At 47.7% G+C, this 16,212-nt stretch carries 14 protein-coding genes; 4 read left to right on the top strand and 10 right to left on the bottom strand.

Annotated features, from left to right (window positions below; genetic code table 11):
• Positions 1-31 precede the first annotated feature (31 nt).
• Genes prfA through SPIGRAPES_RS13660 form a run of 3 tightly spaced genes read left to right on the top strand, consistent with a single transcriptional unit; the run spans position 32 to position 3,976 of the window.
• Positions 32-1,096, top strand: a complete 1,065-nt coding sequence (gene prfA / locus SPIGRAPES_RS13670) for a peptide chain release factor 1 (RefSeq protein WP_014271338.1) — start codon at positions 32-34, stop codon at positions 1,094-1,096.
• 1 nt (position 1,097) lies between these two features.
• Entirely contained in the window at positions 1,098-1,946 is an 849-nt protein-coding gene (gene prmC / locus SPIGRAPES_RS13665) for a peptide chain release factor N(5)-glutamine methyltransferase (protein WP_014271337.1), read from the top strand.
• Complete coding sequence (locus SPIGRAPES_RS13660) at positions 1,946-3,976, top strand: RelA/SpoT family protein (protein ID WP_014271336.1); 2,031 nt, start codon at positions 1,946-1,948, stop codon at positions 3,974-3,976. The genes prmC and SPIGRAPES_RS13660 overlap by 1 nt, the downstream gene beginning before the upstream one ends.
• Before the next feature lie 3 nt (positions 3,977-3,979).
• On the opposite strand, the gene SPIGRAPES_RS13655 is transcribed toward SPIGRAPES_RS13660, so the two are convergent.
• Entirely contained in the window at positions 3,980-5,614 is a 1,635-nt protein-coding gene (locus tag SPIGRAPES_RS13655) for a putative manganese-dependent inorganic diphosphatase (protein ID WP_014271335.1), read from the bottom strand.
• 113 nt (positions 5,615-5,727) lie between these two features.
• Between SPIGRAPES_RS13655 and SPIGRAPES_RS13650 the strand changes: the two genes are divergently transcribed.
• A complete protein-coding gene (locus SPIGRAPES_RS13650) occupies positions 5,728-6,174 on the top strand; it encodes an RpiB/LacA/LacB family sugar-phosphate isomerase (RefSeq protein WP_014271334.1) in 447 nt (148 codons plus the stop codon).
• Here the strand turns inward: SPIGRAPES_RS13650 and SPIGRAPES_RS13645 are convergent.
• From SPIGRAPES_RS13645 to SPIGRAPES_RS13605, 9 genes are all read right to left on the bottom strand, one after another.
• On the bottom strand, positions 6,171-6,719 hold the full coding sequence (locus tag SPIGRAPES_RS13645) for a hypothetical protein (RefSeq protein ID WP_014271333.1): 549 nt from the start codon (positions 6,717-6,719) through the stop codon (positions 6,171-6,173). The two genes, SPIGRAPES_RS13650 and SPIGRAPES_RS13645, sit on opposite strands and share 4 nt — an antisense overlap.
• Positions 6,720-6,725: 6 nt before the next feature.
• Positions 6,726-7,247 (bottom strand): hypothetical protein, encoded by a 522-nt coding sequence (locus SPIGRAPES_RS13640; protein ID WP_014271332.1) that lies wholly within the window; start codon positions 7,245-7,247, stop codon positions 6,726-6,728.
• 2 nt (positions 7,248-7,249) lie between these two features.
• Positions 7,250-8,527 carry a phospholipase D-like domain-containing protein gene (locus SPIGRAPES_RS13635; protein WP_014271331.1) on the bottom strand — a complete coding sequence of 426 codons (1,278 nt, stop codon included), beginning with the start codon at positions 8,525-8,527 and terminating at the stop codon, positions 7,250-7,252.
• On the bottom strand, positions 8,527-9,699 hold the full coding sequence (gene cdd, locus SPIGRAPES_RS16880) for a cytidine deaminase (RefSeq protein ID WP_014271330.1): 1,173 nt from the start codon (positions 9,697-9,699) through the stop codon (positions 8,527-8,529). The genes SPIGRAPES_RS13635 and cdd overlap by 1 nt, the downstream gene beginning before the upstream one ends.
• Positions 9,700-9,840: 141 nt before the next feature.
• Positions 9,841-11,241 (bottom strand): dihydropyrimidinase, encoded by a 1,401-nt coding sequence (gene hydA / locus SPIGRAPES_RS13625; protein ID WP_014271329.1) that lies wholly within the window; start codon positions 11,239-11,241, stop codon positions 9,841-9,843.
• 53 nt (positions 11,242-11,294) lie between these two features.
• On the bottom strand, positions 11,295-12,746 hold the full coding sequence (gene gcvPB / locus SPIGRAPES_RS13620) for an aminomethyl-transferring glycine dehydrogenase subunit GcvPB (protein ID WP_014271328.1): 1,452 nt from the start codon (positions 12,744-12,746) through the stop codon (positions 11,295-11,297).
• A complete protein-coding gene (gcvPA, locus tag SPIGRAPES_RS13615) occupies positions 12,743-14,098 on the bottom strand; it encodes an aminomethyl-transferring glycine dehydrogenase subunit GcvPA (RefSeq protein WP_014271327.1) in 1,356 nt (451 codons plus the stop codon). Before gcvPA ends, gcvPB begins: the two co-directional genes overlap by 4 nt.
• A 65-nt stretch (positions 14,099-14,163) precedes the next feature.
• Positions 14,164-14,547: a glycine cleavage system protein GcvH gene (gene gcvH, locus SPIGRAPES_RS13610; protein WP_014271326.1), complete on the bottom strand. Its 384-nt coding sequence runs from the start codon at positions 14,545-14,547 to the stop codon at positions 14,164-14,166.
• Positions 14,548-14,584: 37 nt separating this feature from the next.
• Positions 14,585-16,108 (bottom strand): glycine hydroxymethyltransferase, encoded by a 1,524-nt coding sequence (locus SPIGRAPES_RS13605; RefSeq protein ID WP_014271325.1) that lies wholly within the window; start codon positions 16,106-16,108, stop codon positions 14,585-14,587.
• Positions 16,109-16,212 lie beyond the last annotated feature (104 nt).

The following is a 16,212-nucleotide window of genomic DNA, read 5'->3' as shown; positions in this document are numbered from 1 at the left end:
TAATTCCCTATAGATTTTACAGGAGAAGACAATGCTTGAGAAACTGAGCGAGTATATAAAGCAGCTTGAAAATATAGATACTACCCTGAGCAAACCAGAAACCATGCAGGATATGAAACTATTCAAAAACCTGAACATGGAGCGTGCCCATCTCGCCCCGATCGTAGATGAATTGAAAACCATGCAGAGCCTGAAGGACCAGATTGCCGATGCCGAGCAATTACTGCATGAGGAAACCGACGCAGAAATGCTTGAAATGACAAAAGAGGAACTTTCTGCTTTAAAAAAAGCCTACACAGTCAGCGAGCAGAAAACCAAAGTATTGCTCATTCCCCCAGACCCCATGGAAGGGAAAAACATCATCATGGAAATCAGGGCTGGCACAGGTGGCGATGAAGCGGCTTTGTTTGCTGCCGACCTCTTCAGGATGTACAGCCATTTTGCCGATACAAAAGGCTGGAAAATTGAAATCCTCAGCTCGAATGAAACCGGTATCGGGGGGTATAAGGAACTTGTCTTCTCAGTTAGCGGAAAAGACGTATATGGCTCTCTCAGATGGGAAAGCGGTGTACACAGGGTCCAGCGTGTTCCCGAGACCGAAAACGGGGGAAGAATCCATACTTCCGCGGTTACTGTCGCAGTGCTTCCCGAGGCAGAGGAAACCGATATCGAGATACGGCAGGAAGATCTTCGTATTGATGTCATGCGAGCCGGAGGCCCAGGCGGCCAGTGTGTCAACACAACCGACAGTGCCGTTCGATTGACCCATCTACCGACAGGACTCGTTGTCATCTGCCAGGATGAAAAGAGCCAGATCAAAAACAAGGCAAAAGCCATGAGGGTTTTGCGTTCACGCCTTTTTGACCTTGAGGAAGATAAGAAAAACAAAGAACGGGCAGAAGCCCGCAAGAGTCAGGTTGGGTCAGGGGACAGGAGCGAACGCATTCGCACCTATAACTATCCCCAGAACCGTTTGACCGATCACAGGATCAATTTGACGCTCTATAAACTTGAACTTATTATGGCAGGCCAGATGGAAGAAGTCGTAGAAGGGCTGAAAGTCGCAGCAGGCGAAGCAGCCTTGAAGGAAGCATAATTTGGAAGGCCTTTCCCTCGCCCAGGCAAAAGAAATGTGCAGGAAGGCCCTCTTGGAAGCTGGCATTACAGACACTGCGGACCTTGATGCCAGACTTCTTTTGGAAAAGGCGACTTCACTTAGTCAGATTGATTTGATTCTCCATTACGATTCTCCCTTGGGTAAAGAACAGGCAACCTTACTTGAAGGATACCTGAAGGCTCGGCTCGATAACGAGCCGATAGCCTATATCCTGCAGGAGAAGGAATTTTATGGGCGGACATTCAAGGTTGATAAGCGGGTACTCATTCCCCGTCCAGATACTGAAACCCTTGTGGATACAGCAATTGTGTTCGCAAAAACGCTGAAAAAGAACCCCAAAATCATAGATGTATGCACAGGAAGCGGCTGTGTAGGCATAACCTTGGCTGCAGAACTGGCGGCTTCGGTAACTTTGAGCGATATCTCAGAGGACGCCCTCTCTGTCGCAAATGAGAATGCATGCTCCCTGCTTGGCCATCCCCTTCCTTTGCTAAAAGGTAATCTTCTTTGCCCCTCAGACGAAAAATATGATATCATCGTCAGCAACCCCCCTTACCTTACCGCAATTTGGTGTGAGGAAGTCGCAGCGGATGTAAAGAAAGAACCGCGCCTTGCTTTGGAGGGATTTGGCAACGATGGATTGGATTGCATTCGCACGCTTATCAAGCAAAGTACTACCCATCTTGAAAAAGGTGGCTCTTTGATGCTTGAATGTGACTATCGACAGACTGCAAAAGTAGCTGAATTGTTCAGAGAATCGGGATTTACCGAAATCAGGTCGGAAAAAGACCTCTCACTCAGAGAACGGGTTATATGGGGGATTCTTTAATGTACGAGCAACTGATTGAGCGATTCATACAGAAAGCATTCAAATACCCCAAGAGCGACCAGGAGAAAATCCTAGCGGCGGCAACCTTCTCTGCTTCGAAACATGAAAACCAGAAAAGGGCCAGCGGGGAACCTTATATCATTCATCCCCTCGCCGTTGGGGAAATCCTCATCCAGCTGAAAATGGATGCCGATACCATCTGCGCCGGACTGCTACACGATACCATTGAAGACACTGCAACGACCTATGAGGAGATCGCAACCCTTTTCGGACAGGCTGTAGCGGACATGGTCGAGGGTGAAACCAAGATCGGGGCTCTCAAGGCGATGAACAAAAGCGTCCAAGAGGCCGAAACCATCCGCAAGATGTTCTTTGCCATGAGCAAGGATATCCGCGTCATAATCATAAAACTTGCGGACAAGCTCCATAACATGAGGACGCTGCAACATCTCAAGCCTGAGCGGGCTAAGGAAATCGCAGGCGAATGCCTCGATATCTTTGCACCGCTGGCAGACCGGCTCGGTATTTCGTGGTTGAAGGACGAACTGGAAGACCTCTCGCTGAAAGTCCTCAAACCTGACACTTTCCAATACATCCAGGAATATCTGTTGAGCAAAAAAGGCGAACAGACAGCCTATCTCAACCGGATTGAGAAAAGTATCTACCGGGCATGCGGGGAAGCCAGCCTGAGCGATGTCATTGTCACCAGCAGGGCGAAACATACCTATTCAGTCTACATGAAAATGAAAAAACGCAAGAAGGAAATCGATGAAATCTTCGATATCCTAGGCGTAAGGATCCTTTGCAACACGGTTACCGAGTGCTATACAATCCTAGGGGTAGTCCATAGGATCTGGCCCCCTATCGAGGGGCGGTTCAAGGATTATATTGCCATGCCGAAGGCAAACAATTACCAGAGCCTGCACACTACCGTCATGGCCCTGGACGGAAAACTTCTGGAGATCCAAATCAGGACCAAGGAAATGCATTTCACCGCCGAATATGGTGTTGCAGCCCACTGGACCTACAAGGCAGAAACCGGCAGTGATAGCGGTTCCTGGTCCAAGCTCGACAACGAACAGTTTTCCAAAATCATTTCAAAACTGAAATCCTGGTCGAATGAGATCGAAATGAGCGAATCCTTCATGGATGATATCAAGGGCGAATTACTCAAGGATACCATCTATGTATTTACCCCACAGGGACATATCGTAGAATTACCGAAGAAAGCCACTGCTTTGGACTTCGCCTACCAGATCCATACTGAAGTAGGAAACCATACCACAGGGGCCAAAGCCGATGGGTCGATCATAGCACTCAATGAACCTCTGAAAAACACACAGGTCATTGAGATTCTTACCTCCCCGAATGCGAAGCCCCATCTGCAGTGGTTACGATATGCCCAGACTTCAAGCGCAAGAAAGAAAATAAAAGCTTGGCTGAACAAGTACGACGAAAACATCCTTATCGACAAGGATATTATTGCAAAACGGAAAACCGTTGAGCAGCAAAACAAGACCGACCAGATCCAGCAACCCAATGTCATTATCAACGAGAATGATATCGTCATGCAGGTTGTCGATACGTCCAAGATGAAATTCCGTGTCGGTGATGAAAAGAACATGATGATCCACATCGCACAGTGCTGCAACCCTGTCCGTGGTGATGATATTGTGGGGTATATTAGCAGAGGCCGGGGAGTAATCGTACATAAGCGGAACTGCCACAATCTCAAGAACATGAGTGAAATTGTAGATAGGTCGGTAGAGGTTGAATGGGAAAACGAATCCCCGAAACTGACTAAGCGCTTCAGCGTTACCAGTAAACGGACCTATGACCTTTTCGGGGAAATCGAGGGTGCGCTACGCAAGTACAAGGGGCATCTTATCGAAGGCCGGTTGCACGACGATGATGAAGGCCGTTTGATCGGAACATTCACCATGGAAGTCGAGCATGAGGAAGATTTCAAGAAGATCATAAAAAACCTCAAGACCATACCCTCGATCAACACCATTACCGAAATCAAATAAACGCTATTCTTCGAGCACCCGGAGTACTTCCGGGAGAAGCTGCTTCTTTCTCGACAACACACCGGGAAGGAAATATTTACCGTCACTTTCTTTCACATAGGAGAGTTTTCGCTCCAAAATCGGCATAGAGGTCAGTAACAAGATACTGTTTTCCTTGACCACATCGGTGATCAGGAACATAGCCCAATCGAGGCGGTAGTTTTTCCTGACTTCTTCGAGCTGGCTAATATACCGTTCCTTGTAATCGTCCACATCGCTGAGGGTAGTCACTTCGCACTGCCCTATCCCGAAGGAAACCCCAAGCTCGGAATACTTCTTGAAGTCGGCCTCGATCATCCTTCTTGGATTTTCGTTTGCCAGCGAGGCTCCGCTGGAGAACATGGTTTCCCCGAAGACGCGCATATCATCCACTTTTGCAATCAGGCAAAGGTCCTGTACCGCGGTAAAATCCTCGAAGGTAGTCGTAGGGCTCTTAAGCATAACCGTATCACTGACAATACCGGAGAGCAGAACCTTCGCGATTTGCTCGGAAACAGTTACATGATGCCGGAGAAACAGGTTGTAAACAATGGTACAGGTAGAACCTAGGGGTTCACAGCAGATATAGATGGGGTTTCTCGTCTTGGGGGCTCCGAGCCGGTGATGGTCAACGATTTCCACGACTTCGGCCTCATCGATTCCCGGGACACTCTGTTCTGTCTCATTATGGTCTACCATGATTACCTTGGTCTTCGGCCTTTCCAGAAAACAGCGTCGGGTAACAAATCCCTTCCAGACATCTCCGCTGAAAACAGGGAGTCCCCGGAATTCACTGTCTGCAAGGATTCCCTTGGCTTCTTCGAAAAAACTATCATCTTGGATTATCGGTGGACACTTGCTAATAAGCTGGGTTACGGGGATAGAGAGCCTGAGCAAACGCAAAGTCTCCGCGGTATCTGCCTCACTGACAAAAACCGTTCCCTGGTAAGAATCAAAATCAACCTTTGAGGTAAGTCCGCTTTCCAGTCCCGTAAGCACAATTGCAGGTATCTGCAATTCAATTGCCCTGCGGATATGATCCTCGCGGTCACCAACGACCAAAAGCGGTTTATTCTCTGTCAGGGCTTCGATATGCTTGCAGAATACCGCATAGCGCATAGCACCTACCACGATTGCAGAATCAAACTCCTTCAATTCGCCTATTTTCATGAAACGACCACGCAGGACCTTGGGGAAATTCTCCACGACAAAATGGTAAACCGGCCTGCTACCGCTATTTTCCCGAAGGACAAAGCTATTGACTTCATCAACGCTGAGAAGACCTTTGTACACTTCTCCCTCGAGGATGGGGACAACCGAAGAATGGACTGATTGACCGTACAAAGAAACCAGATTGTACACAGGGTCTGTCACCTGCAAAACTTGCTTTGCAGTTCTCATTACGCTCTTTACCCTGGTCTTTACATCTTTGATAAAGACAGGTGGGACAACGCCAATCCGTTCGAACTGAGCTTTTGTAGAGTCATTGAGATTTCCACATCGGACCGGAATATACGTATTGGAAGGATCGACCTTGTTCTTCAACTGTGCATAGCTATAAGCTGCACAGACACTATCCATGTCAGGATTACGATGTCCGGTAATAAAAATCTCTGCCACAAGCTTCTCCTACTGGTATGGGGTATTCTACCGCACTTCCCCTACGGTGACAACTGAGAAACCAAGCTAGCAAGAAAAAGGTAAATAATGTACCATCAAACCCGGAGGAACCTATGGCAAAAATAGTGATAGCCAACGACCACGGTGCAGTGGAATTGGCTCAGTCTTTTGTAGACTACCTGAACAAACAGGGGTATGAAGTAAATCATCTCGGAGTTACGAGCAACGACTCCGTAGATTATCCAGATATGGCCGAATTGGCCTGCAAGGAATACAAGAAAGGCGGATATGAATTCGGAATCGTCTGTTGCGGTACAGGAATCGGAATTTCGATCAGTGCAAACAAAATCGAGGGAATCAGATGTGCCCTTCCCCAGAATTCCTATGCAGCCTCAATGGCAAAAAAACACAACAATGCGAATTTCATTGCCTTCGGTGGAAGAATCGAATATCCGCAGGAGCCTATCGAAATACTGGAGGCCTTTATCGATGCTGATTTTGAAGGTGACAGACACCAAAGACGCATAGACAAGATGATGGCGCTCGAAGGGACCTGCTAGGGTCTCCAGTCGCGGTATGTCCCGATAACATAGAAATCATTTTTCAGCAGGTCCATGACCAAGCTGATCTGATTGTTATACATATTGTAGGCAAGCGTGAAGGACAGAATCCTCTCACGTTTGCCTGCATAGGGTGACCCTATCGTAATCGGGGTCACCGAGAATAGCAGATGGGTAGGAACAAACTGCCCCCCCTCGTGGTAATCCGAGAACATGACCCCGGCTCCTACAAGGGTATTCACCCCTATACCTGCAATCTTTTTCCCGGTATTCCGTTGTCCTTGCAAGGTTCTCTGGACCATTACCAAGACATTTGTATCGGCAAAGAAGCGCGGGACCAGCTGGCTGTTTGCCTGCAAATCCAACTCCAGGATATCGGTCATACCGATGGTAGCGCCATATGCAAATTTGACGGCATCATTGTCATAGCTATGCTCATAGAAATGTGTATTTGTACCCAAGGTGAAACCTAGGTCGAAAGTACCTGCAAACAAGGCAGGAATGCAGATAAACAAAAGCAAAAGGGTTGCCATGCGTTTTTTCATACCAGCCTACCTAAAAAAATATGTATAGCGAATCAAATTAAAACCCCAGTTCTCGATTTTTTTCGTCGAAACATCCAAGGAAACGAAAGGACTGAAAAACTCATACCAAAAATCCTTCTGACTCATTTTCAATGGGCTTGCCGACAGATACAGCAATTGCTGTTCAGCTTCAGGAACCCACTGGTAGCCGACAGACACAGAAGGATCCCAGGCTATCGGATTATGGGCTATCAAAGAAAACGGATGATGCAGGGTCCTGAATATATCAATTGAAAGAGCTGCCTGAATATAAGGCACGCCACGATTGCCATTAATATTTTTTCCATAGGCAGCAGAAACGACCAAGGCTGGGTTGCAGACCGTAAACAGGAAGGGTTCGTAAACAAAGGATACTTCCAATCCGCTATTGGTTCTCTGTTCGTCCTCTGTAACCGTCTGGGCATAGTATCCCAGGCCGTAGGCTAGGGTTCTGGCCGAAAGCGGCATAAAAAGGAAAAGAAGAAGTACTATCAAGGGAATTTTTTTCATCATCAACCTCCAAAGAATCCAAAGACAAACTGTGGGAAATGAAGCAAGCTATGCCACTGTTTGGCTTCTTCTTTGGTAATAGGGAGCGTCTGATCATACAGTATCTGGTAGTGTTTTTCTATTTGACTCGCAAATTCGGGACTATCGATTACCAAAGAAATATCATATGCGAGGTTCATGGTCCGGTAATTCAAGTTCGAGGAACCGATTACCACATACCGGCTATCGACAATCATGAGTTTTTCATGGAGGAACTGCTGGGAGACCTCGCTTGAAAGCTCATGGCGAAGATCGATATTGGTATCCAAAAGATAGGTAATCATATATTCGATACCCCTTCGATTAGCCTCACGGCGGTCAAAGGGAATGATCATGGAAACATGGACACCCCGGTCTACGGTCTGGCTCAAAGCTTTAAGCATATTGTTATCCATGTAAGGGAGGAACGGAAGGGTCTTCACAGAGTGCTTTGCCTCGCTAAGCAAAGAACCATAGAATCCGCTGAGTTTGCCAGTTTTCGGGTACTGTTGGGCAAACCAAGCATCATACTGTTGTTCATCGGCCCCAAAAGATTCGTCAACCGAAAAATCTTCCCGCTTTATGGTATCCCAGGTCTGTTCGTTCCACCAGGGAACAAAAGCGTCAAGCATAACCTTGCAAAGCGAAGGGGAAGCAAACTCGTACATACTATCACGCTGCAAATTGGCATTATCTGCACCCACAGAAATATAGTTAAGGTTCATGCCCCCTATTGCAAGGGTTTTCCCATCGATGATAACGTATTTGCGGTGGTCCCTGTAGGCAAGATTCAAGCCGCTGACTAACCGGGGAGCTGACATCGGGCTGAATTCCAGCAGGTGTACTCCGCTGTCAACAAGAAAATTGAGGGGTATCAGATGATAACGCGTCTCTGTCATATCGAAGGTTCCGGTACCATCTACGATGAAATAGATGCGAACCCCTTCCTCTGCCTTACGAGTGATAGTAGCATAGAGTTCTTCAAGTTCCTCGGAGCTTGAAGCAAGAAAGGATGCCAAAATTACATAATCCTGAGCATTATTTACCAATTCAATTACCCGGTCCCTCCACTGTTGTCCATCATTATAGACAACAGGAATGGTAACAGAGACTTTTGGCACATCATAGGCTGCCATCTTTTGCTCAAAATTCAATGCAGGGTCCACCGAAGGACCAGAGACCATATTTTTTGTAGTTGAACAACCAAGCAAGAAAAAACTGAGAACAAAACAGGTCAATACTCGTAAAAAAGAACGTTTCATCATTGCCTCATAGATGGGAAAATAAAGGGGTGGGGAAGTAAATCGCTAAAGGAATAGATAACATGGGTTCCGTTCCCATTCTTCTCGATAAAAGCAGTATCCACAAGATGGATTTCCGTTTCAGGGCGGGAAAATTCGGCAAGGACTTGCAGGCACTGGGCACAGGGAGGAGCAGGGGGGGTATCTTCACTAACTACAACCAAGAGGGAAACACCCACCTTTCCTTCACTTGAAATTGCCTGCAAAATTGCATTGCGTTCAGCACAGATAGTTGCACCATAACTGGAGTTCTCTACATTGCATCCACTGTATACCCTGTTGGTAGCGGCACTTATAACCGAAGCCCCAACCTTGTAACCGGAATAGGGGGTATAAGCCTTTTTACGTTTTGCATACGCTTCGCGCATTGCAAGGGAAAGCAACTGATCTTTGTCCTGCAGGCTTGCAGCCGGTATGATTTTGACTGCCCCATATACGATTCCATCATCCTGCGGAGAAGTCATGGACTGCAACAACCCATTGAATTCCTCAATCGAAGAAAAGTCTTCAAAACTATCCAGGGAAGAGACAACGAGGTCAGCCCCAGCTTCAAACAACTGGTTCACCGTAAACGTTGTGGTAAGGCCACACACTGTGCATTTAGCCCTTTTTGCAGAGACAATACCATTTAAGGCATCTTCCATTACCAGGCAATCTTGGGTGGCAAGTCCCATCGAGAGCGCGGCTAGCTGATATATATCCGGTTCCGGTTTATTTCTGCTGATCATATCGCCGCTTACAACCAGGTCAAAATCGGTTTCCTTGCACCCAATGCTTACAAGATTCATCAGTACCTTTTCCCTGGATGCACTCGAGGCTACTGCCATCTTCAAACCGGCGTTATGCCCGTTGCGAAGAAATCTGGAAACGCCTTCAAGGGGTCCAGCCTCTGCTGCAAGCTCACCGTAGAGGGAAAAAAGTGCCTTACGGGCTTTTTCAAAGTCAATGGTTTCATGATATTTCTCAGCAACACCACAGAGAAATTGCCTTTCTCCGGCACCAATAAAAGGAGTAAAATCCTCTGGTTTGACTACGATACCAATTGAATCGAAATAGGCAATCGCCGCCTGTAGGATAATGGGTTCGGAATCAATCAAGACACCATCCATATCGAACAAAATTCCGGTAATCATATATACTCCTTACAGGTAATAGTATTGTTTTTATCTCTCAATGACAAGAAATATGTAAAAGGAACACCAAGAAAGAAAAATTGTTGTATAAAATGCAATACGGCAGCATTTCTGCTGCCGTACAGACCGATACAAGGAAAATCAATGCATGATTGTCTTTCCCTTTCCGGGAACACCTTGCTTGACAAATTGGCCATGCCCTTCGATCCCAAGATAAATATCATCCCCCATTATCAGATGCCCCCTCAAATAGGTCATCTTTGCCTTCCCGATTACCTCAAACCCTTCATACGGTGTGTAGCCACTACCGGAGTGGGTTGTCTCACTAGTGAGGGTCCAGGCAGCATCGGTATCGAAAAGCACCAGGTCTGCATCACTGCCAACCCGTATCGAACCCTTCTGGGGATACAGCCCAAAAGCCTTTGCGGGGCCGGTACTCATGAGATTTACTATCTGCTGTACCCCAATTCTTCCGCTATTGACTGCAAAAGTATACAGCAAAGGAAGCATCTCCTCGGTTCCAGGGATTCCCGGGAATATAGTCCTGCAATCGTTACTTGCAAGTTTCTGCTCCCTTGTAAACGAACAGTGATCGGTGGCCACTACCTGGATTTCCCCATTGAGCACAGCTTCCTGCAAAGCCTTGTTGTCAGTAGCCGTTCGCAAGGGAGGAGTCATCACATACAGGGGGCCGTCATCGCCTTCAAGCTTCGACCGGTCAAGGAACAGGTAATGGGGGGTAGTCTCCACGATGATATGCACACCCTTTGCCCGTAGGTCCCTGACGGTTTCCAACCCGGCAGCACTGGAAAGATGCACTACGTACAGGCTCATATCCAATTCACCGGCGATTTCCCCGACAGTCCTGATCCCCCTGGCCTCCGCTTCACTCGGACGAAGGTCTGCATGGGCCATTGGCGTATAAGGACCTTTGTATTCCTTGTTGATTTTTTCAATCAGGGAATCATCCTCACAATGGACACAGACCATTATATCGAGTTTCTTGCACTCTGCAAAAATAGCCTTCAGTTCTTCCCTTTTCTCCACCAGATACCCGACATTGCGGTAGGTGGTGAACATTTTCACAACCCTGACTCCCTTTTCCTTGAGTTCTTTCAACTCTTGGGAGATGGTATCACGATAGCCGTAGATGCCCTGATGCAGGGAAAAATCGATGGCCATCCCCTCGCCCATTTCTTTGATACGGTTTTCGCTGCAAAGAGACAGATGTCCTTTCTTGTCATCATCTGCAAAATCGACAACGGTAGTCACCCCGCCATGGGCTGCACATCTACTCCCCTCTGCAAAGGAGTCGGCAGTGACAGTCCCCCTGCTGACAAGGTGGTAATGGGTATGGGCATCAATAAGACCCGGAAGAATACAAAGACCATCGGCATGTACGATCTCTGTTCCCTCAGGAACCTCATCCTCACTGATTTTTGCTGCAATATGTGCAATCTTTGATCCTTCCACCAAAATATCTGCATGGCGGACCCACTCTGTATCAACAAGCAAGCCATTTTGTATCAATATTGTATTCATACTTCTAGGATACCTCAGTTTTTTTGTGTATGCAAAGCAAAAATAGCAACTGCTCAATAATGCAAATCAGGTTCCTTCACTGCCTTTGCAGTATCAAGTCGACCGACAGGGGTTGTCCACGGGCAACCGTGAATCCACTGGGGATCCTTCTTTGCTCTTTCGGCTATCCCGATCAGTGTATCGGTGAACTCATCCAGGGTTTCTTTACTCTCGCTCTCGGTAGGCTCTATCATCAAGGCTTCATGGACCAGTGAGGGGAAATACATCGTAGGGGGGTGATAACCGCTGTCGATCAGGCCTTTTGCGATATCCTCCGCACTTACGCCATACTCTTGCTTGAAATTCTGGCAACTGATGACAAACTCATGCATACAGGTATCACCATAGGGGATTTCAAAGGTCCCTTTCAGCCGGTGTAACATATAATTCGCATTCAGAACCGCATGGGAGGAAGCAGCACGCAGGCCTTCCGACCCCATTCTCAAGATGTAGATATAGGCTTTGACCAGAACCAGGAAATTTCCCCAGAACATGCTGACCTTCCCGATAGAGTCAGAAGCTAGCCAATTATAGGTATACCCGCTATCGGTCAGCTCGATGTCGGGACCTGGCAAAAACGGTCGGAGAAAGGATTTGACCATGACAGGTCCGCTACCGGGGCCACCACCTCCATGTGGGGTTGCAAAGGTTTTATGGAGATTCAAATGAAGCAAATCGAATCCCATATCCGAAGGAGTGGCATTGCCCATGATGGCATTGAGGTTGGCGCCATCATAGTACAGCAACCCACCGGCCTCATGCACTAGAGAGGATATAAGGAGAATGTTCTTTTCGAACAGGCCGAGCGTATTGGGATTGGTTAACATGAAAGCCGCTACAGAATCGTCAAGCTTCGATTTCAGGTCATCAATATCAACCAGGCCCTCATCGTCAGAGGCGACGGTGACAATGGTAAATCCATTGAGTGCAGCACTGGCGGGGTTGGTCCCATGCGCACTTACAGGGACTAAGACCTTATTTCGTCTGGCCTCTCCCTTTTTCAAAAAATAAGCCCGCACCATTTTCAGGCCCGTATATTCGCCATGGGCACCCGCACAGGGCTGGAGGGTTCCCCAGCTCATCCCCGTAATTGAGGAAAGATCTTCGAGAAGGTTGTACATGACAGAAAGGCAACCCTGGACAGTTGAACTATCCTGCAATGGATGAATAGTCGTAAAATCTTCCAGCATAGCTAGTTTTTCGCTGATTTTCGGATTGTATTTCATTGTGCAGGAGCCGAGTGGATAACACCCGTTATCAACCCCGAAAGACAGGGTGGAAAGCCTGGTGAAATGTCTCACGACATCGAGTTCCGAAACCTCGGGCAATCGGGCCTTCGTTTGCCTGAGCAAGGAAGAAGGTAAGGAGGGAAGCGCACTCTCGAAGCCCCTGGGAAGGTCCAAGGCTGGAAAACAGTATGCCTTACGTCCCTTTTTTGATAGTTCAATCAACAATGGTTCACTCAATTCATTACCCTCCTTGCCGCAGCGAGATACAGTTCAAGTTCCTCACGGCTCCTTTTCTCAGTCACGGCAACCAGAAGAACCATTTCGTCCTTGCTGTCCCTTGTAAGAGCCCCCAGCCTTACCCCGGCAAAGATGCCCTCATTCCTGAGTTCCTGGATAAATTTCCTCATTTTCTTCTGGTCGGAGAAAACCAAGGGGAATTCACACCAGAAGGGGGAATCCCACAGCAGGGTCACCCCTGGCAACTGGGCAAGATGATAGGCAAGGTAATGTGCCTTGATATAGCTCTGCTTCGTAGCTTCTTCCATTCCAGACCATCCGAGGGATGAAAGGTGGACTGTAGTCATAAGAGCGGAAAGTGCTTGGTTTGAGCAGACATTGCTTGTAGCATGTTCACGCTTGATATGTTGTTCCCGTGCCTGGAGGGTAAGGGTATAGCCTCTTCTGCCCTGTCCGTCGACAGAGGCCCCGACAATCCTTCCTGGAATCTTGCGCATCAACTCTTTGGTAACAGCCATATAGCCACAGGCAGGGCCTCCGAAAGCAAGGGGAAGACCCAGTGACTGGGTGTCCCCCACTGCAATGTCAGCTCCCCATTCAGCAGGGCTTTTCTGCATTCCCAAAGAAAGCAAATCACTACTGATGGCAAACAAGGCACCCTTGGCATGCACAAGATCTGCAATTGCAGTGTAATCTTCAAGGAACCCATACCTATTGGGGGTCTGGACAATCAAGGACCCAACGTCGTCGTTCAGATAGTCTTCCAAGGAGCTGAAATCACACAAGCCGTTTTTTTCGGGAAGCAAGGTAATGGTACGATTGGTTCCCATTGCCCAGGTATGCAAGACCTGCAAGGAAAAGGGGTGAATGGTCGGTGAAACGAGAATAGTCGTTGAACGCCGTTTCGCAGACAGGGAAGTCGAGGCTGCCTCGACAATGGCATTTGCCCCGTCATAGAGTGAGGCATTGGAAACATCCATACCGGTAATCTCACATACCATGCTCTGGAATTCATAAATGGCTTGCAGAATGCCCTGGCTCATCTCAGCCTGGTAGGGAGTATAGGCTGTAACAAAGGAAGGAAGACTAGCAATCGCCTCAACCGTTGAAGGAATGATATGATCGTAACAACCACAACCCAAAAAGGGAATTCCTTTCACATTTCGCTGTGCGATGGAAGTTATCATCCTGATAACTTCATCCTCTGTCCTTCCCTGGCTGATCGGAACTGATTCACCTAGCAACAAATCTTCACTAAGATCTTTGTAAAGATCATCAAAGGAATCCATCCCGATTGCATCGAGCATTTGCTTTCGATCTTCGTCGGTGTGTGGAATATACGGATATATCATGCCTGCCTCCTTATGAGTGGGCAAAACAACGCCGCCCGGTTCAGGCGGCGTCTAAAGTTTTTTGCTTACAGTGATTCGAGAAACGAACCATACTCTTTGCTTGTCAGCAATCCATCGTAATCGGCCTTGGAATAAGATCCAAGGACATACAGGTAATGCGTATAGCAGTCTTCGTTGACCAGTTCAGGGGAGCCGTCAAGACTGTCATTGACAGATATGACCTCACCACCTAAGGGGTTGATGATTGCCGAAGCCGCCTTTACACTCTCGACGTTGGAAATCTCTTCCCCTTGGTCGTAATGTTCATGCAGTGGAGGCAACTCCACAAAAACTATCTCACCCAAGGCTTCCTGGGCATGGTCGGTAATACCGACATAAGCCTTTTCGCCTTCAATGCGAACCCACTCATGGTCTTTACTGTAACGTAATTCTTGAGGAATCTTACTCATTTAGTACCTCCAGGCACCGTTCATGCTAACACCACTATTACTTGTTGTCGAGAGGAAAAAATTCCTGAAGGAATTCCAAATCCAACTGGGGATACAGCTTAAAGGTCTCGAGGAGGGCAACTACCCTTTCCCCGGCTTCTTTGATCACAGCAGGATCAGTGACAGTCTTAGCCTTACTTGCCTGTCCAGCCTTTTCACCCTTGGTTATCCTGGCTGGCCGGGTATTTTTCAGTACAAGAGCAATGATCGAAGCGATTTCCTTCATTTCCTCTTTGCCCATACCCAAGGTAGTTACCGCAGGGGTCCCTATACGCAAACCACTGGTGTACCAAGGCCCGTTGGGGTCGAAGGGCAAGGCATTCCTGTTGAGGGTAACACCACATTCCCGCAAAGCAGACTCAGCCTGCCTTCCGTTAAGGCCGAAACTGGTAACATCGAGAAGCATCAGGTGGTTATCCGACCCACCGGTTGCTACAGGAATTCCTTCTGCAAGGCAGGCTTCAGCCAAAGCCTTGGAATTCTCTACAATTTTCTGGGCATACAGTTTGAAAGAATCATCAAGGGCTTCGCAGAAGGCAACGGCTTTTGCAGCCATTACATGGGGAAGAGGTCCTCCGATTACCAAGGGACAACCCTTGTCAACACTTTCGCTATAGGCTTCCTTACAGAGAATCATGCCACCACGTGGACCGCGGAGGGTTTTGTGGGTAGTTGTCGTCACGACATCGGCCCAATATACCGGCTCGAACTCCCCGGTAAATACTTTACCTGCAACAAGGCCTGCAAAATGGGCCATATCCACCATGAAGACAGCCCCAACTTTATGGGCGATTTCAGACATTCTCTTGAAATTGATTTTTCGTGGATAAGCGCTATAACCGGCAAGGAGAATCAAGGGTTTGACTTCCTCAGCCTGTTTTTCGATGGCATCATAGTCAAGAAGGCCGGTTTCTTTGTCTACCGAATAGCTATAGGCATCAAACATCTGGGCCGATACATTCTGGCGATACCCATGGGTAAGATGTCCGCCGCTGTAGTAATCGAGGCCAAGAATCCTCTGGTTGCCTAGTTTTGCACGTACAGAGTCCCATTGGACACGACTCAGGTCGCTGGGGTTGGTAATTCCGATTTCCTCGAGAGCTGGAACCTGAATCTTTGCGTTGAGGATGGCCCAATAGGCACAAAGGTTCGCATCGGCTCCGCTATGGGGTTGTACATAGGCATGATCCGCACCAAAAAGTTCACATGCCTTCTCACAAGCAAGGGCTTCGATGGAGTCTACGTTATCGCAACCTGCATAAAACCTATGATAGGGATACCCTTCACTATATTTATCAGTAAGTAGATTTCCCATAGCCAGCTGAGTATTCAAGGATGAAAAGTTCTCACTGGCAATCAACTTCAAATGAGTTCTCTGGTCTGCCAGTTCATGAACGATTCGACTTGCTACCGCTGGTGCAACCTGTGATACTTCCTGGAGAGAAGCAACATATGCTACCATCCCTGCATCAATCTTTTTGGATTGTTCCAAATACGATTCCAGAGCAGATTTCTTGGCCATTATTCACCCCTTGCTGTATATATCGATAGGCATATCTTGCCTTTCTGGGCCACCTCTGTCAACGTCAAGAAGCCAGAGAGGACCTTTTTTTGCAACTTTATTGT

Origin of the sequence: Sphaerochaeta pleomorpha str. Grapes (assembly GCF_000236685.1) — a bacterium.
Taxonomy (GTDB): domain Bacteria; phylum Spirochaetota; class Spirochaetia; order Sphaerochaetales; family Sphaerochaetaceae; genus Sphaerochaeta; species Sphaerochaeta pleomorpha.
Note: the sequence above shows the minus strand (reverse complement) of the source record. Positions and strands in the feature narration are given on the sequence as shown.